The organism is Cysteiniphilum litorale, from assembly GCF_003428165.1.
Taxonomy (GTDB): Bacteria; Pseudomonadota; Gammaproteobacteria; order Francisellales; family Francisellaceae; genus Caedibacter; species Caedibacter litoralis.
The window spans coordinates 1-26093 of sequence record NZ_QLIQ01000032.1 but is presented as its reverse complement, the minus strand read 5'-3'; the positions used below and the strand labels follow the sequence as shown (position 1 = coordinate 26093).

18 protein-coding genes and 5 tRNA genes are annotated in these 26093 nt (G+C 38.8%); 17 read left to right on the top strand and 6 right to left on the bottom strand.

Annotated elements, in window-relative coordinates; translation table 11 throughout:
* Positions 1–34 precede the first annotated feature (34 nt).
* From DNJ75_RS11445 to DNJ75_RS11410, 8 genes are all read left to right on the top strand, one after another.
* Positions 35–4576: a hypothetical protein gene (locus tag DNJ75_RS11445; RefSeq protein WP_117003588.1), complete on the top strand. Its 4542-nt coding sequence runs from the start codon at positions 35–37 to the stop codon at positions 4574–4576.
* A gap of 15 nt (positions 4577–4591) precedes the next feature.
* Positions 4592–7231: a hypothetical protein gene (locus DNJ75_RS11440; RefSeq protein WP_117003587.1), complete on the top strand. Its 2640-nt coding sequence runs from the start codon at positions 4592–4594 to the stop codon at positions 7229–7231.
* Entirely contained in the window at positions 7228–10611 is a 3384-nt protein-coding gene (locus DNJ75_RS11435) for a hypothetical protein (protein WP_117003586.1), read from the top strand. The genes DNJ75_RS11440 and DNJ75_RS11435 overlap by 4 nt, the downstream gene beginning before the upstream one ends.
* 181 nt (positions 10612–10792) lie before the next feature.
* Positions 10793–11212 (top strand): type VI secretion system lipoprotein IglE, encoded by a 420-nt coding sequence (gene iglE, locus DNJ75_RS11430; protein WP_117003585.1) that lies wholly within the window; start codon positions 10793–10795, stop codon positions 11210–11212.
* Positions 11212–11703, top strand: a complete 492-nt coding sequence (gene tssI, locus DNJ75_RS11425) for a type VI secretion system tip protein TssI/VgrG (protein WP_117003584.1) — start codon at positions 11212–11214, stop codon at positions 11701–11703. The genes iglE and tssI overlap by 1 nt, the downstream gene beginning before the upstream one ends.
* Before the next feature lie 9 nt (positions 11704–11712).
* Complete coding sequence (locus tag DNJ75_RS11420) at positions 11713–14901, top strand: DUF4280 domain-containing protein (protein WP_117003583.1); 3189 nt, start codon at positions 11713–11715, stop codon at positions 14899–14901.
* Between the two features lie 5 nt (positions 14902–14906).
* Positions 14907–16514, top strand: a complete 1608-nt coding sequence (gene iglH / locus DNJ75_RS11415) for a type VI secretion system baseplate subunit TssF/IglH (RefSeq protein WP_117003582.1) — start codon at positions 14907–14909, stop codon at positions 16512–16514.
* A 47-nt stretch (positions 16515–16561) separates the two neighbouring features.
* Positions 16562–16822: a hypothetical protein gene (locus DNJ75_RS11410; RefSeq protein WP_117003581.1), complete on the top strand. Its 261-nt coding sequence runs from the start codon at positions 16562–16564 to the stop codon at positions 16820–16822.
* Here the strand turns inward: DNJ75_RS11410 and dsbD are convergent.
* The 5 genes from dsbD to lexA all read right to left on the bottom strand — a co-directional run bounded on the left by dsbD (position 16812) and on the right by lexA (position 21252).
* Positions 16812–18536, bottom strand: coding sequence for a protein-disulfide reductase DsbD (gene dsbD / locus DNJ75_RS11405; protein ID WP_170137228.1), 1725 nt, complete (start codon positions 18534–18536; stop codon positions 16812–16814). The two genes, DNJ75_RS11410 and dsbD, sit on opposite strands and share 11 nt — an antisense overlap.
* An 81-nt stretch (positions 18537–18617) precedes the next feature.
* A complete protein-coding gene (xseB, locus tag DNJ75_RS11400) occupies positions 18618–18827 on the bottom strand; it encodes an exodeoxyribonuclease VII small subunit (RefSeq protein ID WP_117003579.1) in 210 nt (69 codons plus the stop codon).
* Complete coding sequence (gene xseA, locus DNJ75_RS11395) at positions 18817–20295, bottom strand: exodeoxyribonuclease VII large subunit (RefSeq protein WP_117003578.1); 1479 nt, start codon at positions 20293–20295, stop codon at positions 18817–18819. Before xseA ends, xseB begins: the two co-directional genes overlap by 11 nt.
* Positions 20296–20308: 13 nt before the next feature.
* Positions 20309–20455 (bottom strand): hypothetical protein, encoded by a 147-nt coding sequence (locus DNJ75_RS15390; RefSeq protein WP_157968318.1) that lies wholly within the window; start codon positions 20453–20455, stop codon positions 20309–20311.
* Positions 20456–20634: 179 nt separating this feature from the next.
* Entirely contained in the window at positions 20635–21252 is a 618-nt protein-coding gene (lexA, locus tag DNJ75_RS11390; RefSeq protein ID WP_117003577.1) for a transcriptional repressor LexA, read from the bottom strand.
* A gap of 225 nt (positions 21253–21477) precedes the next feature.
* Between lexA and DNJ75_RS11385 the strand changes: the two genes are divergently transcribed.
* Both DNJ75_RS11385 and lolD read left to right on the top strand, forming a co-directional pair.
* Positions 21478–22728 carry a lipoprotein-releasing ABC transporter permease subunit gene (locus DNJ75_RS11385; RefSeq protein WP_117003576.1) on the top strand — a complete coding sequence of 417 codons (1251 nt, stop codon included), beginning with the start codon at positions 21478–21480 and terminating at the stop codon, positions 22726–22728.
* Between the two features lie 7 nt (positions 22729–22735).
* A complete protein-coding gene (gene lolD, locus DNJ75_RS11380; protein WP_117003591.1) occupies positions 22736–23413 on the top strand; it encodes a lipoprotein-releasing ABC transporter ATP-binding protein LolD in 678 nt (225 codons plus the stop codon).
* A gap of 23 nt (positions 23414–23436) precedes the next feature.
* On the opposite strand, the gene DNJ75_RS11375 is transcribed toward lolD, so the two are convergent.
* Positions 23437–23931 carry a dihydrofolate reductase gene (locus tag DNJ75_RS11375; RefSeq protein WP_117003575.1) on the bottom strand — a complete coding sequence of 165 codons (495 nt, stop codon included), beginning with the start codon at positions 23929–23931 and terminating at the stop codon, positions 23437–23439.
* A gap of 200 nt (positions 23932–24131) precedes the next feature.
* On the opposite strand from DNJ75_RS11375, the gene DNJ75_RS11370 reads away from it, so the two are divergent.
* The 7 genes from DNJ75_RS11370 to DNJ75_RS11340 form a co-directional block, all read left to right on the top strand.
* Positions 24132–24207, top strand: a tRNA-Phe gene (locus tag DNJ75_RS11370).
* Positions 24208–24219: 12 nt separating this feature from the next.
* Positions 24220–24296, top strand: a tRNA-Pro gene (locus DNJ75_RS11365).
* Between the two features lie 30 nt (positions 24297–24326).
* Positions 24327–24403, top strand: a tRNA-Arg gene (locus DNJ75_RS11360).
* A 15-nt stretch (positions 24404–24418) separates the two neighbouring features.
* Positions 24419–24494, top strand: a tRNA-His gene (locus tag DNJ75_RS11355).
* A gap of 6 nt (positions 24495–24500) precedes the next feature.
* Positions 24501–24583: transfer RNA gene (locus tag DNJ75_RS11350), tRNA-Leu, on the top strand.
* Between the two features lie 198 nt (positions 24584–24781).
* The gene (locus DNJ75_RS11345; RefSeq protein ID WP_117003574.1) at positions 24782–25150 is read left to right on the top strand and encodes an Arm DNA-binding domain-containing protein; all 369 of its coding nucleotides are present in this window, start codon (positions 24782–24784) and stop codon (positions 25148–25150) included.
* A gap of 81 nt (positions 25151–25231) precedes the next feature.
* Positions 25232–26093: hypothetical protein (locus tag DNJ75_RS11340; RefSeq protein ID WP_157968317.1), on the top strand; the 862-nt coding region annotated here is incomplete at its 3' end.

Sequence of the window (26093 nt, the reverse complement as noted above, 5' to 3'; positions counted from 1 at the left end):
ACAGCAGAAAAAATAGATAAAAAGGAGTTTGAGCATGGGCTTAATTAGCGGTGCAGTACAATTAGCGACATTAGCCTCAAATGCAGGCAAGGTGATCGATGGCTACAATGAAGTACAGAAGCGTTTAAGTGCCAGTGAGGATATTGAAACCCAACTGGCTGTTGCAGATTATGATACGGTGGTGATTGTTGCAAAGCCGGCGCAAGCGCAAGCTTATCGCGATTTCTTCAATGATAAAAAACTAGCACTTAAGAATATGGTCAGCTCTGGCTATAACGAGCGCGCTTTCGATGTCGCTGTTAAAATGGGCGCGCAAGTCAGTAAAGAGCAGTTTGACAAAGTACAGGAAAAAACCTCCTTTTGGCAAAAGACAAAGATCCGTTTTGCGGATTGGTTCCAAGGCAAAAATGCTTATATTACCGATTGCTTAAATCCGCGGATGTTAAAAAATGTGCTGACATTTAATTATGAAAATCTAGAAAGTGATAACTTAAAGCTGATTGCTAAAGTGCTAGAGTCCCTCTACCACGAATATGTTTCTTATTATGAATGGTTGGCAATGAATGAAGATGCTAAAAAAGTCACACAAGAAGATGATGAGAAACTGTATGCTGGATGCTACTACTCCGAACAGAAAAAGCTATGGATCATCCATGATGAGAACTTATGGAAAACAGCGGTAATTGTGACACACTTGGTCAAGATCTTAACTTGTCCAAATGTACAGTGCCATAACGACAAAACACTTGTTTCAGGTAGCTTCGGTATTGCCAGTATCGTGCCTATTACGCTTTATCATATGCATTTCTTAAATGAATTTTTACAAAAAGAGTATCGTCGCCCTGAGCATGATCAAGAGATTAAAGATAAACGTGAAAAGCTTGCAAGTGATGCCAAAGCGGTTGTTGAGAAGCTGTCACAAACAACCTCCAAAGGCACGTTGGTCAAAAAAATGGCGGATTATGCCAGCAACCGTGAAACCTCGGCAATTACCGATACTGAGGTGGCAAACTTACTAAATATTAAAGCACTACAGCTTATCAGTGATAGCTTGAAAAAATCGCAGGAAACGCCAGGAAGAGGGGTTTTGGGTAGCTTTAAAGAAAGTGAAGCAGTGGTTGACTTTCAAACACGGTTTGATGAAGTATCTAAGGATTTGGTTGAGGCTCAGAAGGCGCATGCTGAATCGGTCAAAGCGATTCACGATTTGCAGAAGTCAGCGCAACAGTGTGATGTATTTGTCGATAGTGCGTCACTGGGTAATTTGTTTGGTATTTTAAAGAATAAGCGTCAGACGGTGATATCAAGCTATTTTAAGCTGCATGATTTTCAAGGACATTTACGTGTTTTCCAAGACTATATTGTTGCGATTGAGAGCTTTGCACAAAAGAGCTTGCCAGGTGATCAAGTGTCATTAATGCTAGCTGATAAATCGCTTGAATATGTTGTCAAAAATCTGCCATTTCAATTATCAACGATTATTTTTCCAAGCTATCCTGTGATTGATAATGGCATTTTTATTACCACGTGCAAAGAAAAATACTTTCAACAAATGACCTCATCAAGCTTTGAGTTTTTAATGGTTGAAGAGGATAAGTTAACAACCGCGGATGTGGATAAATTAGATCAAGTAACTGATGCGTTAAAATTAGTAACAATTGAATATGTAGCACAAAAAGATACTCTGACATTAACTCATAATCAAACTGCTAAAATTCCCCAGGTTAAAGAGCTTGTGATAAATTACCAGTTAGAGCAAAAAGAGAAAATTAAAGGCAAGAAAACACTTAATGAATTGTTGGGATGCTTTGCTAAAGAAAGTAAAGATCCATTTGCACAATTTGTGCAAGCACGGCATGAAGCTCTGGAAGGATTAAAAGGCTTTTTAAAAGAAATTGAAGCAGCATTTTTAACAAAAGAAAAAGTCATTAGTGTTGATGCTAGTCAAAACTATCGTGAGGCATGCTATGGACAGATGACGGCATTTATTAATGAGTTTGTATTTGGCATTAATCAGTCACATATCAAGCAAGTTTCTGAATTAACGATGCAGATGTTTTCAGCCTCTTATCCAGAACAGATGCCATTTTTACAACACATGTTTAGAACGCGTATGGGCTTACTTAATGAATTTGCTAAGTTTAGTAGCTATGACATGGTGGTGCATTGGCAATTGGCGCACAGTATGTTGTATTTCTCAACCCAAGAGTTGTATGGTAAAGGGGCGATTGAACGCGGTGAAATTGCACAAGAAGATCTTAAAGCAAAACTATTTGATTATTTTCAAGGTAAGACACCTAATGTTGGTGAGGCGGATTTGTTTTTGGATCAAAAAACTGCATTGATTGAACAGATTGCCAGTTTAAGAGCAAGTGAGACAGACTTTCGTTTTCTGATTTCTTTGTGTGTTGCGGCTTTAATGGTTGAATATGACCACTTGGTTCAGCTTTACTTAGTGCAACAAGCATTAAGGCAGCTTGTTGGGCTTTATGGTGAAGAGTTTATTAGAACGAAGAGTTTTCAGGAGATTATTGATAATTTTACTAAAGTATTGTCTGAAGTTTATAAGAAGTTTGAGGATAGTTCGCGTGCATTAACCAAAAGTATCGATGCGTGGAAAGAGTCTTTGCAAAAAGATGCAACGCGTGTCAAGGTGCATGGTAATAGCTACCAAGCGGTACGTAAAATTGCCAAATTAAGAGAGCGCTTGGATGTTTATAAGGAGTTGGTGACCAAAACCAATGAACAGGTGAAAGCTATTGAAGGTGCGCAGGAATGGGAAAAAGCCCAAGGCTATACTGGTTTTTGCCAAGCCTTTGTTGATGATAGTAAGGCTCAAATCTATGCGCCACAATTAGAAGAAAATCTAGATACATTTTATGATGCGAATGTGATCAAAGCCGCGAGTACTTTGAAAGATAAGCGCTACAAAGACTTCCAAGACTCAATGCATGCCTATTTAGAACAAGGTGCCAAAATCTTAAAGGATTTGCGCTTTGATAATCAACAGCCAAAGCTTGTCAGTATGGTTGTTGAGGATCAATTAACAGAAATTGCGCTAGGACAGAAGCTAGGCAGCAAACCTTATAACTTCACTGCCATGGTGCAAGCTATTGGCGCCGCTCAAGATATTCCAAGTCAGATCATGAGTGGATTTAACTCTGAGAGTAAAGCGTATATTTATATGCAATTGGTATTATCCAGCAGTAGTTCAACCTTGAAAAATAATATGAATATACGTCAGTTAGTATCTTTTGTTATTAATACCGAAGACATGGTGAATCTCTATGGTTTATTTAGTCAACTTAATGAGCTAATGCTTAAGATGTATGCCCACGGTATTGGTGACGAGCCGATTTATCAGGGCGATAGCAAAGATAAAGTGTTATCAGAGCGAATGATGGCTACTTTAGGGGAAGGGACGGCACAAAGCCGTTATGCACAATTGTGTAATACCGAATCAAATGTTTCTTTGAGTGAATTTATCGCTAAGTATTTAGACCTAATCTCCGTGAGTGAATTTAAAAACCAAGAGAAAGAAAGGTTATTAAATGATGATAGTGTTAGCTTCTACACGGTTGCGGCTGAAATCATGCATGCTTTGTTACAGGCTTATGTCAAAGTTGCGATCAATATTGAATACGCAACACGCAGCAGAAACTTCAGTGGCAGTGAGCAAAACCAATTAAGACTCTGGGCGGTTGATGTGATGACTAAATTACAGATCAAGCGTTTTGACGAGAGTGGTGATGTACGTTATCAAGGGTTCTCGCCAGTGTATAAAGTGGATGATCTAAAGGTAAGCTTATTATTAAAAGCAATGCTATCAAATACCAGTGAGCGCCAAAAGGAAGCCGTTGGCAGTCTAAGCACACAGCGCACAACAATACAATTAGCTGTACAAGAGCAGCTAAAAAACACACAAGCACAATTTTTAGCACATATTTATAATTTAACAGGTTCATCAGCAGGCAGAAAAGATCTTCAGTATAATGCGCTTATCACGAGAAAAACCACACGTAGTGGTCAGCGTAAAACGCCGGTTTATATGAATATTCTTACCAGTATGGAGTCTAATACAAGCTTGCGTGCACTATCAAACTACACATTTAAATCAAGTCACCATGTACTTGATAAGCAGACTTTTACTCAAGATAGTATTGTTGAGATTGAAAAGTATAGATTGCTCAAAGGTGTGATGATTGATCCGAAATCGCAGCGAGAAATCGCCTTTCAAAGCTTTGGTGGGTTTGATCAAGATGTAATGGATTACTTATCGACGTCAGAAGCTGAAAGTAATAAAGAAGCATATAGCGATAAGAAAAGCACATGGTTGGCAGTCAGAGGTGTTTTTGATGGTGGAAAAAAACAGGCATTGCTCGCGCAAGCATATTTGATTCTTGATGAACCTGCTAAGTTACAAAGTTTAATTGATGCGTATCAGACAAGCGGTCAATTTGATTTGGTGTTGTTAGATGGCTCTGCAGTGACTTCCGTTACTGATGCTAATAAGAAAGATCCAAATAGCCATGAGTTTTATCCCAAACGTCAATTCAAACAGCCAGTGGTAATGTAAGGAAGAAGTATAGGTATGGCAATAATAGATGAAAGCAAAATGCTTGATGATGAGAGCACAAGTGTAGTAGAACAAGAGCAAAAGACATCTGAAACGAAAGACATTAATGTGCAGTTGGCAGATATCTTAGCTGAAGTTTTGCCGAATCTAAGCTTAAGCTCAGAGCGTTTTGCCTATATTTCACACGCGTTACTGGATGTATTAACCATTGCCGTAATTGATGAGTTAAATGATCAGAGTATTGATAAATTAAAGCTATTGCATCAAAAGATTCTAGGCTTAATCAAAGCCAAACAAAAACCTGGGTTTCGACAAAGTATTGCTTATGCTCGTGTGCTTGATTTATTATCTGCCGGTGTGCTATCACGCTATATGATACGCCCCTTTAAGGTGTATTTTGAAAAATTGACTTTTATTAATCTATTGGATGAGATCCTAGAGACAAATTTTCAAAATACATCGAACATGCTTGAGAATGCACGCTTAATGTTGGATGAGCTTGAGACTTTATTAGTTGAAGAAGTGCTATTGCAACTTGATGGCGTGGATATTTTTAAATTTAAGCAAGTGGTGAATAAGCTATCACGCTTTTTCGCACTTAGCATTGTCAGTAAAAACGAGTCACGCAAATTGTTTGCACTTCTGCAAACCAAGATTCGTCCAGTGATTGGATATGACCCGTTTATCGTTGAACAAGTTATCACGATTGAGCTTAATCCATTAGATGAAAATCTAGCAACAAAGCCATTAACATTAGTCAGTAACAAGTATCAAAATCAAACGGAAAAGTCACAGTTTAAAGGTTTGATGTTGGCTAATTATCATATTATCGAGCTTGATCTTGAACTTAAGCGCTATGGCTTTGATGGTATGCTTAAGTTTCAAATCTCATATGATGATGGCGTGCATCCAGATTATGCATTTTTGTATCAGAATGTTCCGTTATCAATGGTGATTACATTAGAGAATACCTATGTTTTTGATGACCCTGATAAGAAAAACACCAAGTATCAGACTAAGTTGCAATTACAAGCAATTGCTTCCATGGCAAATGATGATCATTTACAATTTGCCGATCCTTTGGTTGAACAAAATATCGATAAGCAAACAAGTAAAATTGCCTCGATGTTGCCATCTTTCACCTTGAAATTTAGCGATCCATTAAAGGCACTCTGGTCACAACATCAACCTATTTATATTGATTTTGATAAATCATATATCGATGTGTTTAATGACAATAATTTCTTCCAAAGTTGGGTGCAGATTGATGCAGCCAAATGCAAAAAGCTTGCAGTCAAACAAAAACAAATGATGATATCCGCTTACGCACGTAGTTTTTATGATTATTTCATTGAGGTTTTGGATCATTACAGTGTTTATTTGGTGTATGACTATAGCAAGCTCACAAAGGGCAAAAGTAGCTATGTTTTATATGATGCACTAACCAGTGACTGGCAAAAAAAACCTGAAGGCAAGGGTACATTAACCTCAAAAGATTTATTTCAAATCGATCATGCACACTGCCAAGTACAGCCGCTATGGTCAAAAACACAGAATATGATGAATCTAGCAGATATGAATACGGATAGAAAACCCTTGGCAAAAATTTATAATGAAAAACAGCCATTGATTAAAGGTTTTGCGCTTGATCGCGTTCAGTTCGTTGAAGACCCCAAGATCTACACCAATACTGAGCAAAAGATAACAAGCGATTTGCAAAGCGCTTTAGCTTGTGTGGCAAAGTTTCAGGTGAGTTTACGTGAGCTGATGCCTTTTTTCCCGATAACACCAAGTTATGATTTGATCGCCTTGAATAAAACACAATGGCAAAACACCTTTGTCGGGCAAAGCACAGCAGTGGTCTTGAGCTCTCAACGCTTTCAGTTTGTGCAGAATAAGTCAACGATCGAGTTTGTGAAGCGTAAATTAACCGAGCAAAACTATGAGTCAGAAACGGACAAGGATCGCTATGAGAAGATCACGATGATTGGTGTGCCTGCTGGTATTACTCATTTTGTGCAGCTTCAAAGTCAATGGCTAGATCAAAGTGCTAAGGCAAATGACTTACCTCAATATCAGTCTTTTGTGACATTTCAAGCACAAGCAATGGTAACGATTGGTAAAGATGTTGATGATAGTGTCAAATATGCTTATAAGCTTTATAAAGGTCAATCTGAAACTGAAAGCTCGTTTGCTGACGATCAAGGCACTAAACTCACCGATTATGTCTATGCCAAGCAAAGTGAGAACTTATTAAGCTATGCATGTAACTTGCCAAAAGCCCTTTATAAAGATCCGAGTAAACCTGCACCACTGTATGTGCCAGTAGCAAGCTTTGGTGTCACAGCAAATACATTTAATCTATTACGAAATGGTGATGTCGTGTTATTACAGTTTAGCTCGGCAGAAACCGTGGAAATTAAATCCGTTAAGCTAAATACAGCAACAATCGAAGATAAAGCCTCACAAAAAATAGCACAGCAAACACTCTATGGTGCGCAACAAGAATGTGCACTTAGTTATACCCAAGATGCGAATGATCAACAATTTAACCTAAAACAATCAACAAAAAATGGCGAGGGGATTAACGCCTTGGCGTTTAGTGATAAACAGGGAATTATATTAAGCTTTAGTGATGAAAAGGAGTCAAAATGAGTCTATTAACCAGTAAATATGCCGTTATGCTTTTTGGCGCGATGGGCGTGGCTGCTTTTTTGGTCTTTATTGTTTGGTTGATCAAAACCTTAAAGACTGAAAAAAGCAAGGCAACGTCAATGTTTGGTCGCTTGAAAAAAGCAGCACCGAAAGCCAAGAAAAATAAAAACCCATATGCAGATGCTCAGCTAAATATTCAAAAGCAGGCAAAGCATTCATTTTGGCCATCCTTTTTATGTGTTTATGAAGGCAATATGAATCATGCCTTGACTTATCTTGGTGGTTTGATTGATTTAGATGCCTTTGAGATTACTATTATTGATGCGAATCAATCGATTATTGTTGGACATGGAAAGATGATTGTCGTGGTTACCTTAGAAAGTACCAAGCAGTTAAATGTCCCGTTGTTTAATGGTTTTTTGAATAAGCTTTATCACCGTGGTGCGATTCAGCTGCCTGTCGTATTACTAAAGGCGACAAGTAATGATTTTATATCGAGTCAGTTTGCAATGTTTCAGAAGTTTATGGCACAAATGCCCTTATTCTCACATGGAAATTATCAGATACATTTATCGGTTGCTGATTTTGCGATGGATGAGGAAATAGAAGCGCTTTTTGATTTGTTGAAACATGATACTAAGATAAGCTTTGAAGCGCCAAGCTCTGCTGAGGAGATTAAAACAACCTTGGATGATGAATTTGCTGTTATTCGTCATCGAATCTCAGTGAAATTAAGTGATTTGAACAATCATACGACTGAAGTACAGCGTGCGTTAACGGCAGCTTATCAGATTGAGCGTGCGACTTTGCCAGCGATACAATTAGTCTCGGAATTAACGCAAGGTGCTTATGGTCAAGTACCTGCTCAAGCGATCCACCTTGATTTTGGTATACATGCTAAAAACTATCACAGTACGTTTTTTGATTTTGGCTCCAAAGCATATAAAAATGCATTAAAACCAAGGCATGTATTGGTGCCTGCGGTAGTATTTGTTTCAGCATTCTTTAGTACGGTGTTTGCCTATAATGCCTATCAACAATATGAGTTTGGTGAGTTTATTCAATTGAAGCGTCCTTTTGCACCATTAGATACCATGGAAACAGAGGCAGCCGCTAAGACTTATGAGCAATGGGTAAGCTATTATCGTAGTCAATTATTATTGCCTTTTTTATATAATGCGCATGGTAATAAAACACTAAACCGCTTATATGCTAATTATTTGTATGAAAACGTGCTATTACCAAAAATATATCAAACAGAAGACTATCTACATAAGGCAATTTATTTATCACTTATTGCCAGTACTAACTCAAGTAAGGTTGCCGATGTATTAAAGGATAATATTTCATTGATCTCTTTAATTACTGGCTTGTCTTCTGAGCAATTAGGCATTGTTTATCGTTATGGTAGTAACAATAGCAAACTGGTTTCACATATTCCAAGCAATCTATACAACGCAGAATCTGATGACGCTAAAATCATCAATTCAGCAAGCTCGATTGCTTCAGGTAAGATGTTGAGCACTTTTTTTGATAGTGATTACTTTCATGCGACGAATGATCAGCTAAAAGAGTATATCAGTCGCAATGTCATTACCCATCAAGAGGTATGTTTGTTACAGCAAGTTGTGCCCGATATGCTAACTAACGATATACTTAATAATAATTCAGGTGTTAGCAAGTTCTTGGCTAAGTTAGGTAGCGCTTTACCGCAGGATCAATCTTATTGTAGTGGTAGCACGGCATTGATTGATCTGCAAAACCTTATTCCAGCCACGCAAAACAATATCACAAGCTTCTCAGATATTGTTGAGCAAATGTTTCACTATAACGATAAAATCAATGACTTCTTTAGTAAGCGTTCAGTCGATCAATCAAAAGAGCAGGTGTGGAAGCGCATTTTATTGAGTGCCGAGCTTAACTCTATTTTGGTGAGCGTGCTTAATCGCAATCAAAATACGATTAATTTGCTCGATGATAGTGATTACTATCAATACACTTTCAAAACAGTCTTCTCGCGTAATGTAACCGCCGTGTCGTTAGTTTATTCAAAAAACACTTTAATGAATGCCGTATTGCCACTATTAAAGCGCTATGAGAGTTTGGTGAAATTACTGCAGCAATACAATATCAACTATGGCGCATTTGATCGTTTGGAAAAGGGGGCATTAACGCATTATGCCAGTCAATATGTGCAGATGTTGAATCAAGTATTGGAAAACTCTTTGCCAACCAAGGTGTCGATTGATAACTTGCAGATGTTTTTGATTGATATCACTTCAGATAATACGCCATTTAGCAATATGCTTGATTATATCAAGACCAATACAAGCTTTGGTAAAGGGGAAACTCTGCCCGCGGAGCTGCAAATTATTCCGAATAATTTCGCGCGATTAAATGAATTTGTCGCTTCTGAAAAATACCAAGACTATAAACAAGTTTTATCATCTGTGAGCAACAATCTCTATCAACGTAATCGTGAAAATTACACCCGTTTATATGAGGAGATCAATTCAACCAAAGAAGATTCATTATTAGCTAAGCTCAATGGTTTGATCGATGCCTTAGGTGTGCCAAATAATGAGGCATATCAATTGCTTAAAGTACCAGAGAGTATCATTCGTTTGAGTGTTGCACAGTATCTTATTACTGATTTGAAACAGCAATGGGATCTTGATATCGTGCCAAAAATTGCACTGGTGAAAAGCAAGTTTCCATTGGATTTGAACTCCAGTAGTATTATTAGCTCAGATGCGTTAAATGACATGTTTGGACCTAAAGGTGTTGTTTACAATGAGATGTATTCGCTACTTAAAGGCTTTATTCATTTAGATGCGATTAGTGGCATTTGGCAAGTTGATAATAATTTAACTCAAGAGCAGCAAGAGACGCTTGTGAGCTATGTCGATTCATTTAATTATTTCTATCGTTTGCAAAGTGATTTATGGACAACAGATGGCAAGCCGCGAGCGGTGGATATGTTTGTCGCAGCAACACCTTTTAAACAGGTTTCCCTAGATGGCATTAGCAAAATGGTGCTGTCATTTATGCAAATTGGTAGCAAGGATCGTGTATTGGGATTAGATACCTATGACCAAAGCAACCATCCAGTTGTTTATGATTGGCAGTTGCAACCAACCGTATCCATTGGTTGGTTAAGTAACAGCAATGTAACTTATCAAAAAACCTATCAAGGTGAGTGGGCAGTCTTTAAGATGTTGGCGGATGCTCATTGCAATAGTGACTGGTTATGTAGTTGGAAGATCAGTAGTGACAATAGCAAAGTAGCGCCATTTGTTGTGAGCTTTCAGTTAAAGTCAGATATTTTAAAACTGGTTAAGTATCAACAAGACAATAATGCGGATAATTTTCAAGCGTAGATTATGATTTATAAACACCCCGCCTCGCAAGCTCGGCACCCCTCTTAAAAAGAGGGGAATACTGCAATGCCCTCTTATTATTCCCCTCTTTTTAAGAGGGGTGGCAGCCGCAGGCTGACGGGGTGTTTTTTGGAATGAGGTTTGGTTGGAAATAAAAAAGAGTTAGGGCAGGAGCAAAACAATGGCAAAAATGATGAAATATATAACAATAGTGGCAGTGTTTTTAATGTTAAGTGGCTGCTCGTTAATCCCTTGGTATCATTCGACAACAATGACAGTTAAAGTCGACATGTCAAAAGATGCCAATGATAAACAGCCAATCACAATGTTGATTAGTCAACCGGCAGACCAAAAGAACTTTGTTACCGCAGATTACGCAACCATTAGCCAGAGCGCGCTAGATCAAGGCGTTACCCGCTATGTATTTATGCCAGATCAAGGGGCGCAAAAGATCTCTTTAGATGTGAGTGATACGCCTGTTGCTATTTATTTTATTTTAAAGCATCAACCGGTATCTGGTTGGAAGTATTATATTGAGAAACCGCAGGGTGAAAGTGTGAGCTTCACCATTAATCAATTTAGCGTTAAAAAGGACTCATAATGGCAAAGCACGCAATCGCAATGAACAGCGACGGGATTTCGGTTGCTGTCAAAGGTAAAGAAGAAAAAGAAGTCTGCAATATCCAATATAAAAGTGCGGGTGACGCAGTATTGCAAATTGGCAATGAATATAGCTTAAAAGCAGAAAAGACAATTGCATTTGTCGTTGGAGATATCACGGTCAAAGTGACCACGGATGAGGTGTTGATTCAAAAAAGTAGTACGAGCATTTCACTTAAAGACAAGGATATTAAGCTTGCAGTGGGTAGTAGTGTGATTGAAGTCAAAGATGGTGAAATTACGCTTAATGCGGATAAAGTCAGTATTACGGGGTCCAGTTCACTTAGTTTAAAATCAACAAGTAGTGCGAGTTTACAAGGTGGTAGTGTTGCTGTTAAGGCCACTCAAGCGGCTTCTGTACAAGGTATGACAGTGGATATTAAAGGTACGACAAGTACAACGGTAAAAGGTTTAACCACCTCGGTGGGTTAAGGATTGGCTATGGCAAATGAATTGGCATATTTCCAAAAATTTATCGAAAACTTATCGCTCTACAATGAAAGTGAAACACAAGGTTTAACACAAAAAAGTAGTGTTTTGCAGCGTAACTTAAATGCATTGAAGCAGTATGCTAGCCCTGATTATAAAGCCAGTGGTCTTGAGAATGTTAATCTCGATCAAACACAGAAATTAATTGCGGATTTGACCTCGAGATCAAGTCAAGCACCAGATGCTCCAAATATACAAAGTTTAAAAGCGGCAAATGATGCATTAACCGATGCAAGATCCGCTGGTGATATGTCAAAAGTTGCTAAAATATCCGAGAATTTAAGCCCGCAAGTAAGTAATTTTCAGCAAAGTGAAAAGAAAGCTCTATTAACACGGCAATCACAGCGAGTTAATGTTGATCCGCAAACCATGACACCTAGTAGTGAATATATCAATGCCTTGGGTGATCAGCTAAAGAAAAGCCAAGCACAAGCACCCGCAATAGGCGCTACTAATGTAGCAAACGATAGCAATCCAAAGACCAGCCTAGTACAGATCCATAAAAATATTCTTGGCTTAAATTCAGAAAGTAGTGTTGAAGATATCAACAGTCAGACACAGGCGTATGCTCACTATCAAGAGAATCTATCAAAAGAGTTAAGTGATTTGAGTAATGGGAATAAAGGCAATACAGGCAAAGATGCAGTGAGTGAGATTGCAAAAAAGCAAACCTTAGCTGATTTTATGGGGTATCCCAATGCTGCTTTCGATGCTAAGACTGCAAATACAGCTGTTTTACCCATGAGTGATCAATTAATGATGAAAAATACAGATTTTTTGCAGCAAACAGGGCAAATAAAACTGCCCGAGCATGATGCTGAAATGGTTAAATCAATTGTCAGTTACCATGAAGAAGTTACCAAAGCACAAAATGTGCAGCTAGGAGATCCAAATACGGCATCAGCACATGTACAAGAGCTGGCAAGTAGTACGCAAGATCCACAAAAGCAACAAGCATTGAGTAAGCTTAATGGGCAAGTGCAAAGTTGGTCGATGTTTGTGGTGCCTGCTGGTTTACCACTAGTGGCTGAAAATGTCAGTAAAAAGGCGCGGATGTTAGGCGATGCACAATCAACAGCAGTCAAGCAAAGTCAGTCAACAGAAAATCGCAAGATGGAGGTCGTTGCCGGTGAGGGTGTGGTGATGGTGTTAAATGATCATGGTACATCGCATCTTATTGGCAGTGATCTACAAATTGCTAAGCAGGCGCGTTTCGAGCAAATATTTGCAAGTATGCCGTCGCAGCAAGTGACACGCTTGCAAAGTGATTATTTGACGAGTGTTGCTAAAGTGACGCCAAGTTTACTCATTGCTCAATCACAGGTAAGCGCATCATCATTATCAGAATTAACTAATGCGAATGCTACGGTTATGACAGAATTCTCGGGATTAAAAAAAAGTGCGTTGGCATGGCAAGAAAATCCCAGTAGCGATGAGCTCTTAGCAAATTATCAAACACATTTACAAAGCACAACAGCGGCGTTAGATCAGTTTAAGCAACAAATACCAACGGCTTTGGCATCCCAATCACAACTTGCCGCAAACGCTAATGCATTACATGACTCACTTTGTCCATGTGTGCCTGATATGAGTTTCAATGCACAAGAAATGCTGCCAAAAATGACTGAGCTACAAAGCGCATTAGATCATTTACCTAAGCCACCCCAATTACCCCAAGGTGGAAGCTTTGATAGTAGCGCTATTGTTGGACCTTATACGGCAAGTTTAAATGCAATATTGGCTGAAGAGGGTAATGAATCATTGGCATTGCAGGCAAGTATCAATGCAGAAATTATGAAGCTTAAAAGTCTATCACAAAATCTACCTAAAACGCCGACGGCGAATATGCAAATGGCAAGTTGTTTGTGTGATGAAGTGTTGGATGCTTTTAGTCAGTTAAAATCGCTTATTGTCAAGATCAGTTTACCTAGTGTTAATGCGCCAAGTTTGGCGTCATTGCCTGATCTGGCAAGTTTTTTGCAAGGGATTGATCTTAATACAATGTCATTGCCTGATGTGTTAAGTTTGCTTAAGCAAATTCAAATGGAACTTGATGCATTATGTCAAAGTTTAGCAAATGCGATGAGCTTTTCGATGCCTCCCTTGATGGGAGTGCCAAACTTACCTCCGTTGTCAGTTGATCTATTATCCCCTTTACAAGACTTACAAAATTGCTTGTCAATGTTGCTAAATAAGGAGGTACCATTACCTAGCGGTGTCTCTATGGCGACTGTGGCTAACCTTAATGATGTATTGGCACCAGTGCTTAATTATCAGCATCAGTTTATGGCATTGGATCAACAGAACTTTATCAATGCAATGGGGAGCCAATCGCTACCTAACATGCAAGCCTTGTTAAGTGGTGCGTCACCGAATATGTCAACATCTGGTATTCCTAGTGTCAACGACCTAATTCCTGAAACACCCGTGCTGTTGAATCAGCTACAAAGTTGTGAGAATTTAGCGCATATTGAAGATGAAATTAATGAGATTAATAATGCCTTGGCACTAGCCGCAGGCGAGATTGGCTCACATGCGCAAAAGTCAAAAAATGCAGCCAAAGCGTTAGATGAAATGCAGGCAAAGACGATACAGATGCAAAATGTGATCGCAGTTCAGCAGCGTAACATTCAAAGCGCGCAAACAGCAAAACAGGTCGCCAAGCAAGCTGAACTTGAGGTCGCTCTAGCAAATTTAAATAACTCGATGAGTAATACAGCCGTATTAAGTGGTCAAGCAGCAAGTGCATTAAGTGCCAGTAGTGGCTCGCCACAAGCAACAATGGTCACTTGTACAAGCTCGCAAATGTTATGCACTTTTGGCTTGGGTCCTGGGATGTATAGCACGTTACGCGCAACCGTACTGATTAATAACAAACCGGCAGCTAATATCACCGATGCGGCACCTATGGTAAATATCTTGCCGATGCCAAGTTGCACGGCAGTGACGAATCCGGCATGGAATCCATTAAAACCGATTTCGCCGTGCATTCCAGCAGGACAGTTTATCCCAACGAATATTATGACGATGGTACAAGGCTCTCCCATTAATACGATGAATAATAAAGCGATGTGTACGACGGCAGTTGGCGGAGTTATTAGCTTTATTAATCCATCACAAATGACAACAATGACAGGGTGAAGGGTATGAATTTTTTCGATGAGAAAACGGCTTTTGTTAGCAAAAACTATGATTTATCCGATGACCATTATCAAGTGTTGACCCATTTGTTTGAGGCATTGGGTAAGGATATTCAAAGCAACTTGGTGGCACAACTTAGAAGTGAGCGAGACTATCGTTTATCGCGCTATAATCAAAATTTGTTAATGCAGCTGCCTAAGCATATGCTTATTGCGGTTAAGTCAAAGATTAAAAAAGCCTGCTTAAGCCTTGAGCCAAAAGAGCGTTTTGATGTTTATGATATTCAAGCAAAGAAACAGTTTCATTATAGCAATTTAAGCGAAGTTAATTTGACGTGCTTTAAGGTTAATCATGTCGATTTAACAACGACCTCGACGCAAGTTTCATTACAGACTGACGCACCAACAGAGCTTAATCACAATGTCTTTGATTTATGGATCAATCCTTTGTTGTGGAAACAAGCCGAGTTTAAACTGTGCCAGTTAAAAGAAATGTTGCTTAAAGAGAATAAAATTAAGGTGCGTGTAATTTATGATGATGGTACGCAAAAGGAAGTGTTAGCTACGGTTTATAATAGTGATGCATACACGCTGGGGTTAAATGACAAAACGCGTTTAGATTTATTGTCGCCTGAGTTTTCTTTGAAACTAAGTATTGAGCTGTCGCAGATTCCAGTGACTGAAACGACTGCCAAAGTTAAAGAAATGATGTTGATGTTTCCCGTGGGGATATATGATAGAGCGGACTTTTTTGAGCTTATTAGCCAGAAGGATCGATTGTTTATTACTAATATTATCCCACTATTTAATCTCTTTGAAGCCTATTCAACGTCACAAAAAATTGATCAACGTTATGATAAAATCCCTTTGCTTCACCCTGAGGATCCGGAGGCTCGCGCTTGCTATGTTCATCAAGTATGGGTTAATAACCAGCCGTCAGCAATTCCCACTAACCTCTCAAGACTAGATAAATCAAGGTCTCCAGAAAATGATTTTCGTAATCTCTTTTCTAATAAACCTTTCAACCATAGGCTTTCAGAGAGTTTTTCAGCGGGAACTACTGACCAGCCGTATAAAGATTATTACAATCATACGGTCAGTGAATATGTCTTTCATAAGCATGTCGGTAAACTTAGCTACTCTCCTAAAGATATCAATGAGGCGCTAGATATTGAGAAAAGGATTTTTGCCAAAGTAGAATGGACTCAAAAAGCCGAACACGGCAGTTTGATCAAGGTGAGTACTAATAGCTTTACTACCCAAAGCGCGCACTTTGAGTTGATTGCTTTAAAGTCCGAGCTAAGACTAAATAGCTTTCGTCATATTGATCGTGTGGTGCAGGTTTTTAGAGCTTTTTCCGATCTGGATATTCGTAATAATGATGGGTTTTTACTGGCGTTAAAATTCCTTTATGGTGAGGAAAATGCAGAGAGATATCAGTTTTTTAAGTCGGTGATTAAAGCCGTTAATTATGATCATGTAAGCAATGTACTTGTGATTGAGGCAGCTTATCCACATTATTATGCTTATGTGCGATATGTGGCGAATGTCGTGACGCGATTTTTCTATATTAACTCCCCTCAAGTGGTCGAAGTGAAAGTATTTGTAAGATAAAATAATGCAGATCGAAAGTTGAATAAAAAATATAGTGTAGGTGAGCTATGAAACATGATATCCAAAAACTCGAGCAACAAATGCTTAGTGACATTGAAGAGGGAAAGTTTAAAAACATCGCAGATGATGAACTAGTTGCTTTTAAATACGAGGTTGAGCAAGGAAGTAAAACTCGGCAGATCAGTTTGGCTATTAAAGAAAGTGAACTGGAAAAAGCAAAAGCTCGTGCTAAAGCTCAAGGACTAAAATATCAAAGTGTTTTTAAAGCGCTAATACATCAATATGCTAATGGACGAATTAATTTATAGATGCATGTTCTTTTGAGAGCACTGTATTAAATTGCTGCTTCAATGTGTTAACATCAACCACGCCTGCGATGCGCTTGATCTCATTATTTTGTTGATTGCGTAAAATAAGTGTTGGTAAACCTAATACGTTAGCCGTTTTAAGTAGCGCTGTGCTATTGGCGTTATAGTCTGAAACATCCACCTTAATAACCTTGATGTTGTTTTTCTTAAAGTAGTCTTGCATGATTGGCGACAGCAAAATAGCTTTAAGCTTTAAGCAGTTTTCACACCAGTGTGCGAAGTAATCAATTAAAACATATTGATGCGTTTTTAATGCTAAAGTGACTTGTTGTTTGAGTTCTTGGCTATTAAAGACCGTAGTAAAGTCATTTTGTGTAGAGGCTATACTTGGTTTGTTTGTGGTATGCAGAGTGTGATTAGCAACTATGGTTAATAGCGCCAAAAACAGGATAATAGCGGCAATAAAATGTTTGGTTTTTTGTTGAATAGATGCGGATATAACAGATGCGTAAACAAGATAGAGCAAATAAGCGCTAATCAATAGAGCATATAGACTAAAAACAATAGTTTCTAATAGCGTAATGCGGCTTAGAAGGAAAATTGCCATTGCCAACATGGCAAAGCCAAAGATGACTTTGATTTCCTGCATCCATGCGCCCGATTTTGGTACAAAGCGCTTAAGCCCAAGCGCGATAAGCATCAGTGGCACACCCATACCAAAGCCCAATGCAAAAAGTGCGGCACCTCCGTAAAGAATATCGCCCGTTTGCACAATGGTCGTTAATACCCCAATTAAAGGTGCTGATGTGCACGGTGATAACACTAAGCTTGCAATTGCTCCCATGAGAAAGCTTGCGAATATGCCGCCGGTTTTAATATTGTGTTGTGATTGCCCAAGGCGCGCACTAAGCGCTTGAGGCAGTTGAATTTGAAAAGCACCAAACATGGATAGCGCTAATATAGCAAATAATGCGGCAAGTAGAATGATGACCCAGCTTTGCTGAAAGAAAATCTGGAAAGATAGCCCAATGCTGCTAATAATGATGCCCAAAATAGCATACATTACGGACATTCCAAGCACATAGGAAAGCGCTAACAGAAAGCTGTAAAATTTACTGTGATTTTTACCGACAACAATGGCGCTGATAATTGGCAGCATCGGTAAAACGCAAGGTGTGAAGGCAAGTAATAAGCCAACGCCAAGAAGTGCTAAAATACCTAACCAGTTAAAGTCATTTTGCTCATAGGGTAATACGTTTTGATCAATTATGATTTCTTTGACTTGGGGCAAATGGCATAAATTAGTGTCACAACTTTGATATTTAACCTCAAGCTTACTGTTAGGTGTTATTTCACCTGACAGCGGGATACGTAGTAATACTTGATTGGTATACACTGGCTCATTTTTAAATACAGGATGTGTGGTTGCGGGAGGAAAGTAAATCTCACCAAGCTTTGCTTGATCAGCATGTTGTAGCTGTATGCTAATTTTATTTTTATAAAGATATTGCCCCTTGGGAATACGCCAGCATAAGGTGATTTCACCTTTGTTTTTAGTCTCTATCACGCTTAGCTTGTTAAAAGATTGTTCAGGTGAGTTAAAGAGATCAATATTGCTGAAATTACTACTCGCTAAGAAATTATTAGCATTAGCAAAACCAAATAGGCTAAACACTAACAAGAATAATAAACAGTTTAGCTGTCGTAGAAACACAAAAAGACTCATTTAAAGGTATATACTAATAAATGGCATGGTAGCACGATGCTGCTGGAAATGAAGTGCTGAAGTGGTGCTTTAGAGATTATTTTTATTCTCAAATTCAGCGATAAACTTCTCGGCAGCGGCAATACGCTCTTTGCAAACAAGGTAGCTTTTGGATGCTTTTTCCAACATGGGGGCGAGCTCATCGATCATGTTGGGGTTATTTTGTCCTTGCTGAAGCTGGTAGTTAATCTCTTCTAAAATGGCATAGTTCTCGGCATAAGTTTTGGTTTTATTTGTCATTTTTAATCTCTGCAGCTATTCGACCATCATGGTAATGAATGGTGAGTTTATCACAGCTTTTGGCACTTTGGGCAGAGGTAATATATTTCCCGTCATAACTCGTTAGGCTAAAGCCACGCTTAAGCGTTGGTTCAATTGAAGCGCTTAAGATTAACTTATATTGCCCTTGAATCGTGTTGTTGGCGTATACTAGGATGGATTTGGCTTGCGTCAATGTGCTTGCATGCCAGTGGGTAATTTGAAATGCGTGCTGTTGTAGCATTGTCTTTGCTAACGTGTGTAGATGTGTTGCAATATATTCGATATTGCTCTGTGCAATACGTGTATAGCGATGTGTTAATTGCATTAATTCATGGTAGTGGCGTTCATGCAGTTGTTTTTGATAACTTAAGGCTTCTTTTGAAAAGCTTATAATTAATTGGAAATAGTGCGCATAAATCGTTTTATGATAATTCAGCGTTGTTCTTATAAGCTGTTGTGCTGACGTGTGTTTAGATTCAATGTCTTTATGATGGTGTTGCACTAAATGACGTGCTTGGCTAATGGTAAAGTCAAAATGCTTTTGTGCATTTTGCGCTTTGCTAATGATATTTTCTTTAATAAATTGAATGACCTTAGATGGGGTATCAAAACTTTTATTGGCAAGCTGATCCAGTATCGTTTGATCGCGCTTATGCCCAATGCCTGTAAAAACAGTAATCGGCATATGGCAAATTGCATTGGCGGGCTCAAAGTAATTAAAGCCGTCAAGATCAGACTCAGCACCTCCGCCACGTATAATGACAATGCAATCATAGTTTTTTTGATGCGCTTTAATCATTTTGTAAATCGCACGCAATTGTGTGGTAATCTCAGTTGCACAGGTTTTGCCTTGCATGCTGGCATGATAGACATCAAATTGGCATAAATGATGTTTTTGTAAGAGTTCTGCTTCAGTGAAAAAATCCTGAAGCCCTGCGGCGTGTTTGCTTGATATGACGGCAACGCGTGTGAAATCATTAGGTGTCTTAAGATTAAGGTTTTTATGGTGCAAACCCTCTTGCTCCAATCGAGTCAAAATAGCTTGCTTACGCGCTTGACGATCGCCTAAGGTGAAACTTGGATCAATATCAAGAATATTCAGACTTAAGCCAAAGGTTTGATGAAAGCTCGGCTCGATTAAAAGCAATACTTTTAGTCCGGACTTTAACGACTCCCCTGTGCTGCGTTGGAATTTAGCATTAATCTTAATCGCCATGCTTGCCCACATATTGATGCGTACTTTGGCAATTATTTGTTGGGTGTTATCGTCAAATTCAACGAGTTCACCATAAAAATGCCCTGCATTTTTTTGCCATTGCGAGATCTCACCACGCACCCAATAACCGTGATTGCCATTAAAGCGCTCATCGATAGTTTGTTTAACTTGTGTTAAAAAGTCACTTAGCCTCAGAGGCTCTTTTATCGTCGTCAATGCAGTTAAGCTCATATGTAATCTGAGTTTATTGCAAGTCTAAAATGTCGCTGATTTTTAGTTTTAGTGTTTTGGCAATCACCGATAAAGGCACGCCGGCACTTAGCATTTCTTCCGCCTCAAGCTTAAGCTCTGTATGGCGTAAATTATTTTCAAATGAAGATGATTGTTTCATAAACCCTCCTGGTTTGGTTTCGTTTTTATTTACTGAGATTATGCATTATACGCTTTGATAAAGACGCTGTTTTAGCGCTTGGCGGCGTTGTTCATAATGTTTTTGTTCATATTTACTCAGCTGCAAAGTATAACTGATTTGACCGTTAAATTTCAGCATGATTTTCTCCTTCTCTTTTTCTATAGCAAAAATGACCTATCCAAGCGCATTCCCAAGTAAACACCTTGAATGCTCACGCGATGCGCAGGATAGATCATCGGGGGGAGGTCTTCATTGTGGGGGATAAGTGTTACAGTTTTATTATCCTGCATTTTAAATTCTTTTAATGTTGCTTCCTTTTCATCGATTAATGCCACGACAATTTGACCATTGCGGGCAATATGCTGTTTTTGAATGAGCACCAGATCACCATCTAGAATTCCACTATCTTGCATTGAGTTGCCCGATATTTTTAATAAATAGCGATCAGGCATATTCAAAAGCTCAGATAAATCAATGGTTTCTATCACCTCATAAGCTTCTAACGGTAAACCTGCGGCAATCGTACCAACCAATGGTAAATGAAGAAGATTGTGCTGTTCATTATCTGCTTGATCAATGATTTCAATATGCTTGCGCTTACCTTTGGGGATGTGAATATAACCCTTTTCTTTGAGCGCTTTAATATAGTAAGAAACTGTGGCTTTTGATTTGAGATTTAAAGCATCTGCAATATCACTAAAGGTAGGTGAGTAGCCATTTTTAGCTTGAAAACTCTGGATAATGTTTAAAACTTGCTGCTCTTTGTTATTTAACATGAACCCATCTCATTGCCGTTGATCTACTGTTTATTATGTTCTAAAAAAGTTTAAAATCAAGTGTTAAATGCAAATAAGTTCAAATTAAGTTTAATATTGAGAGTTGACGAGCACTTCTTCACCAAGGTTGCCATTATATGGCATCGGCTTATTCATCGCATTGCTGTATGTCATCAAGCACAACTATGTTATGATGCCGATGCGTTTAATTTGACGGATAACTAGATGTATCGACCGTTACCCTTGTTTATTGGTTTGCGTTATTTGCGCGCAAAAAAGAAAAATCAATTTATTTCGATTATTTCAGCGATTTCATTTATTGGGATTGCTCTTGGTGTTGCTGTATTGATCACAGTGATGTCAGTGATGAATGGCTTTGATGAACAAATCAAAGATCGTATTTTGATGATGGTGCCACCAGTTAAGGTCTATCAAGCCGGTGGTAAGCTATATAACTGGGAGAATCTAGCGCAAACGCTTAAGCAAAAAGATAAGCGTATTTCAGGTGCGGCTCCAATTATTGAAGGGCAAGGCATGTTATCTGCTAATGCCACCAATGCTTTTGCTGCGATTCAAGGAATTGATCCAAAATATGAAGGATCAGTAGTACCAATTGCTGAGCATATGCAACAAGGGAGTTTGTCATCATTGCAATCGGGTAAGTTTAATATCATTCTGGGTAAGTATTTAGCAGATTCATTAGGCGTCAAAGTTGGAGATAAAATCACCCTTATTGTGCCACAAGCAAATCTAACACCAGCCGGCATGATTCCGCGCTTAAAGCAGTTTAAAGTCTCAGGCATTTTTAGTGTCAGTTATCAATATGATAGTTATTATGCATTGGTTAATATCAATGATGCTGCTAAATTGTTTCAAATGGGCAACTCAGTTAGCGCTTTGCAGCTTGGGGTCAAAGATATTTATCAAGCACCTTTCTTAAAGGAGACGTTAAATACGCAGATATTGCCAGATTTCTATATGGCACGCGACTGGACGGATGAGAACAAGAGCTTCTTTCAAGCATTGCAGATGGAAAAAACGATGATGTTTTTTATCTTGATGCTGATTATTGCTGTGGCAATTTTTAATTTATTATCGTCGCTAGTGATGGTTGTGACCGATAAATGTTCAGATATTGCGATTATGCGTACCTTAGGGATGTCGTCGCGGCAAATTATTATGACCTTTATTATTCAAGGATTAGCCATTGGCGTAATTGGTACGATTATTGGTATTCTCTTAGGTATCGTATTATCGGTTAATGCAACGGAGATTGTTAATTGGATTCAGGTTGTATTTCATGTGCAATTCTTAAGTCCAAGTGTGTATCAAATTGATTTTATTCCATCAAAATTAGTAATGAGCGACTTAGTGCATGTAGCCATTGCATCACTTATTTTAAGTTTCTTGGCGACACTTTATCCAGCGTGGAGTGCTTCAAGAGTTCAACCAGCGGAGGCATTGCGTTATGAGTGATATTCAATTGAATCAATATGCTATCTTTTGTGAGGGTGTTGATAAAGTTTATAAAGAAGGTAAGCTTGAAACAGGGGTTTTGCATGATATTGATTTGCATGTTGAATATGGACAAAAGGTCGCAATTTTAGGGCAATCTGGCTCTGGCAAAACCACGCTTTTGAATATGCTCGCGGGCCTTGATTCGCCAACCAAGGGTCAAGTTTATCTTGCGGGAAAGCGCATGGATGCATTGTCAGCCAATAAACGTGCTTTATTAAGGAACAGGCATTTAGGTTTTATTTATCAGTTTCATCACTTATTGCCTGAGTTTAGTGCGCTAGATAATGTCATGCTGCCATTGATGATGCGTAAAGATATCTCTAAAGCAAAAGCGCACAGAGATGCTGTGCACATGCTTGAAGCGGTGGGACTCGCGCATCGCATTAAACACAAGCCTGGTACATTATCAGGTGGTGAGCGCCAACGTGTTGCTATCGCGCGTGCTTTAGTGACTAAGCCTAGTTGTATTTTAGCTGATGAGCCAACTGGTAATCTTGATGCGGAGAATTCTGAGAAAGTATTGCAATTAATGCATCAATTAAGTAGTGAATTTAAAACTGCATTTGTTGTTGTAACACACGATGAGCGCTTTGCTAGCGAAATGGATAAGGTCTATCGGCTTACGGATGGGCGTATAGAATAGTTTCTTGGCTATGATTGGGGTGTTTAGTCTTGACGCCTTTCCCATACCTCAAAATCAAAATCACATTCATTGTTTTGATCTTTATGATAACTGCGTTGTCCAATGCGCTTAAATTCTTTTTCTTGCCACTGTGGGAAAAAAGCATCAGCTTCTTTTAATGCATTTACTTTGGTAATGTATAAACGATCGATAAAGGGTAGAAAAGCATTATAGATCTCAGCACCACCGATGATAAAGATCTCATAATGAGGCTTGTCTTTGGCTAGATTAAGGATATGCTCAACATCATGAACGATGGCGCATTTGTCTTGTGTGTAATCTTTTTGGCGCGTAAGGATGATATTCTTACGATTAGGCAGTGCGCGTCCAATCGAGTCAAAGGTCTTGCGACCCATGACGATATAATTGTTTTCAGTTAACTTTTTAAAATTTTTCAAATCATCAGATAGTTTCCAAGGTAAGCTGTTTTTAATGCCAATGCCTTGTTTTTGATCATATGCAACGATAATTGATAACATAGTGGGTTTTTCTCCTTAGTCATTAAAAATGAGTGGAGGCATTGTAGCGCAAAAAACAGCAAGATTGGGCATGAAATTGTATTTAATGCAAACAACTAAAGCCTTTATTTGTCTAGTTTGTAGCCTTTTTGGCGGATGCAATAAATTATTCAAAAAAGTGCTTGACCGAGCTGGGTAAATCCGCTTTAATATGCGGCATTGGCCAGATAGCTCAGTCGGTAGAGCAGAGGACTGAAAATCCTCGTGTCGGCAGTTCGATTCTGCCTCTGGCCACCATTATAGAATATTCGGAGCATAGCGCAGTTTGGTAGCGCATCTGGTTTGGGACCAGAGGGTCGGGGGTTCGAATCCCTCTGCTCCGACCATTTTTTACCGTCAATGGCGGAAGAGAAAATGCGCCCGTAGCTCATCTGGATAGAGCATCGGCCTTCTAAGCCGAGGGTAGCAGGTTCGAATCCTGCCGGGCGTACCATTAAAAGAGTTTATGGTGGGCGTAGCTCAGTTGGTAGAGCCCCGGATTGTGATTCCGGTTGTCGTGGGTTCAAGTCCCATCGTTCACCCCAGTCTTTGCGGACGTGGCGAAATTGGTAGACGCACTGGATTTAGGTTCCAGCGGGAAACCGTGGGAGTTCGAGTCTCCCCGTCCGCACCACATAATCATATTATAACGCCTCAAATCATCTCATTATCATCTTTAAGCCTTTGTTTTATAAGGCTTTAAGTATTCATAACGTTTTATAGCATTTCATAAGGACTTGCATTTAAATGTATAGTAAAGTGTATAGTGGAAAAGGCAATAAGGCATTTTTGTGCTAAACTTCATTTCACTATACACTTTGGAATATACACTATGAAGCTGACAGATACTAAAATAAAGGCTTTGAAGGCAATGGATAAGCTATATCGTGTTAATGATGGTAATGGGTTATATATATCAATTAAAGCAAATAATAGTAAAGCATGGGAGTTTCGCTATACACTAAATGGTAAGGCGAATTGGCTTGGCTTTGGTTTATATCCCAATGTTTCATTAAAGCAAGCACGAGGGCTAGCACAGGAATATAGAGCTTTAATTGCAAATGGAGTTGACCCAAAAACTTATAAAGACAAACAGAAAGCAGAAAATGATAAGACGCTTGAGCATATTGCTGCCTATTGGTTAGACGTCAAAAAGAATGAATTTTCTGCTAGTCAGGGCGCATTCGCGATTTGTGGGTAAATCAGCTGTAGTTTAACTTGAACTGAATGCGATACTTATGTACAAATACCCTACTGCCTTTAAAACATAAGCAAGTTACGGATGAATTTAGCTGAGCAAAACCTAGAAACGATTCAAAATGAGATATCAAATACGATAGTAGAGCTATCTAAGCTTAACACCGTTACGGAAAATAAGCTTGATAAAGATCGTATTGAGCATGCACAAGATCTATCAAGCAAACTCTCCGACTTATACGCAGCACTAAGTCATCAAGAGAAAGTGCTCAGTGACTCATTCAAAAAAGATGAAAAAGCACAGTTAGATGCTACGGGCAAGCGCTACATTTTCAAAGACTATAGAGCGACTAATGTGATGTATCGCAATGGTAACCGTTTTGATATTTATATGCCTTACTATCTTTTCAAAGGAACAAATAAAGGCAAAGGTACGGGCTGTAAGCCAGGCTTGCAATTACTGGGTATTCACCATGCTATATCCAATGGTTTAAGCACCTATATCGCGATGCTTTCGACCGCATTGAGCTCATATGATGAAGTCAAAAAGCATCTGGCTAAAATCAACATCCATTTATCAGTGGCATCAATTGTTAAGATCAGCAAACATATCAGTAAATTAGCACGCCTAAGTCAATCGGCTGAAAAGTATTTATCTGGATTTAACAACACCAACACGATTGTTGTATCGATAGATGGCGGTCGCATTAGAATACGAAGTAAAAAGCGAGGTCCAAAGACGGCTAAGAAGCGTAATCGATTTAAGGGTCAGTGGCGAGAGGTTAAGCTATTTGTTATTTACGTGGTTGATGAGGAAGGTAATAAGATTAAGAAGGAGTTACCGATTATTGATGGCATCATCGGTAGTCCTCAGAAGGTTTTTAATTTACTCAAAAACTACTTGGCGGGACTTGATTTAAACACAGTGAATAATTTTGTTTTTGTTG

Bases quoted from the DNA above. Each gene is read 5' to 3' on its own strand.
- DNJ75_RS11445 (WP_117003588.1), top strand. From the start codon at position 35: ATGGGCTTAATTAGCGGTGCAGTACAATTAGCGACATTAGCCTCAAAT.
- DNJ75_RS11440 (WP_117003587.1), top strand. From the start codon at position 4,592: ATGGCAATAATAGATGAAAGCAAAATGCTTGATGATGAGAGCACAAGT.
- DNJ75_RS11435 (WP_117003586.1), top strand. From the start codon at position 7,228: ATGAGTCTATTAACCAGTAAATATGCCGTTATGCTTTTTGGCGCGATG.
- iglE (WP_117003585.1), top strand. From the start codon at position 10,793: ATGGCAAAAATGATGAAATATATAACAATAGTGGCAGTGTTTTTAATG.
- tssI (WP_117003584.1), top strand. From the start codon at position 11,212: ATGGCAAAGCACGCAATCGCAATGAACAGCGACGGGATTTCGGTTGCT.
- DNJ75_RS11420 (WP_117003583.1), top strand. From the start codon at position 11,713: ATGGCAAATGAATTGGCATATTTCCAAAAATTTATCGAAAACTTATCG.
- iglH (WP_117003582.1), top strand. From the start codon at position 14,907: ATGAATTTTTTCGATGAGAAAACGGCTTTTGTTAGCAAAAACTATGAT.
- DNJ75_RS11410 (WP_117003581.1), top strand. From the start codon at position 16,562: ATGAAACATGATATCCAAAAACTCGAGCAACAAATGCTTAGTGACATT.
- xseB (WP_117003579.1), bottom strand. From the start codon at position 18,827: ATGACAAATAAAACCAAAACTTATGCCGAGAACTATGCCATTTTAGAA.
- xseA (WP_117003578.1), bottom strand. From the start codon at position 20,295: ATGAGCTTAACTGCATTGACGACGATAAAAGAGCCTCTGAGGCTAAGT.
- DNJ75_RS15390 (WP_157968318.1), bottom strand. From the start codon at position 20,455: ATGAAACAATCATCTTCATTTGAAAATAATTTACGCCATACAGAGCTT.
- lexA (WP_117003577.1), bottom strand. From the start codon at position 21,252: ATGTTAAATAACAAAGAGCAGCAAGTTTTAAACATTATCCAGAGTTTT.
- DNJ75_RS11385 (WP_117003576.1), top strand. From the start codon at position 21,478: ATGTATCGACCGTTACCCTTGTTTATTGGTTTGCGTTATTTGCGCGCA.
- DNJ75_RS11375 (WP_117003575.1), bottom strand. From the start codon at position 23,931: ATGTTATCAATTATCGTTGCATATGATCAAAAACAAGGCATTGGCATT.
- DNJ75_RS11345 (WP_117003574.1), top strand. From the start codon at position 24,782: ATGAAGCTGACAGATACTAAAATAAAGGCTTTGAAGGCAATGGATAAG.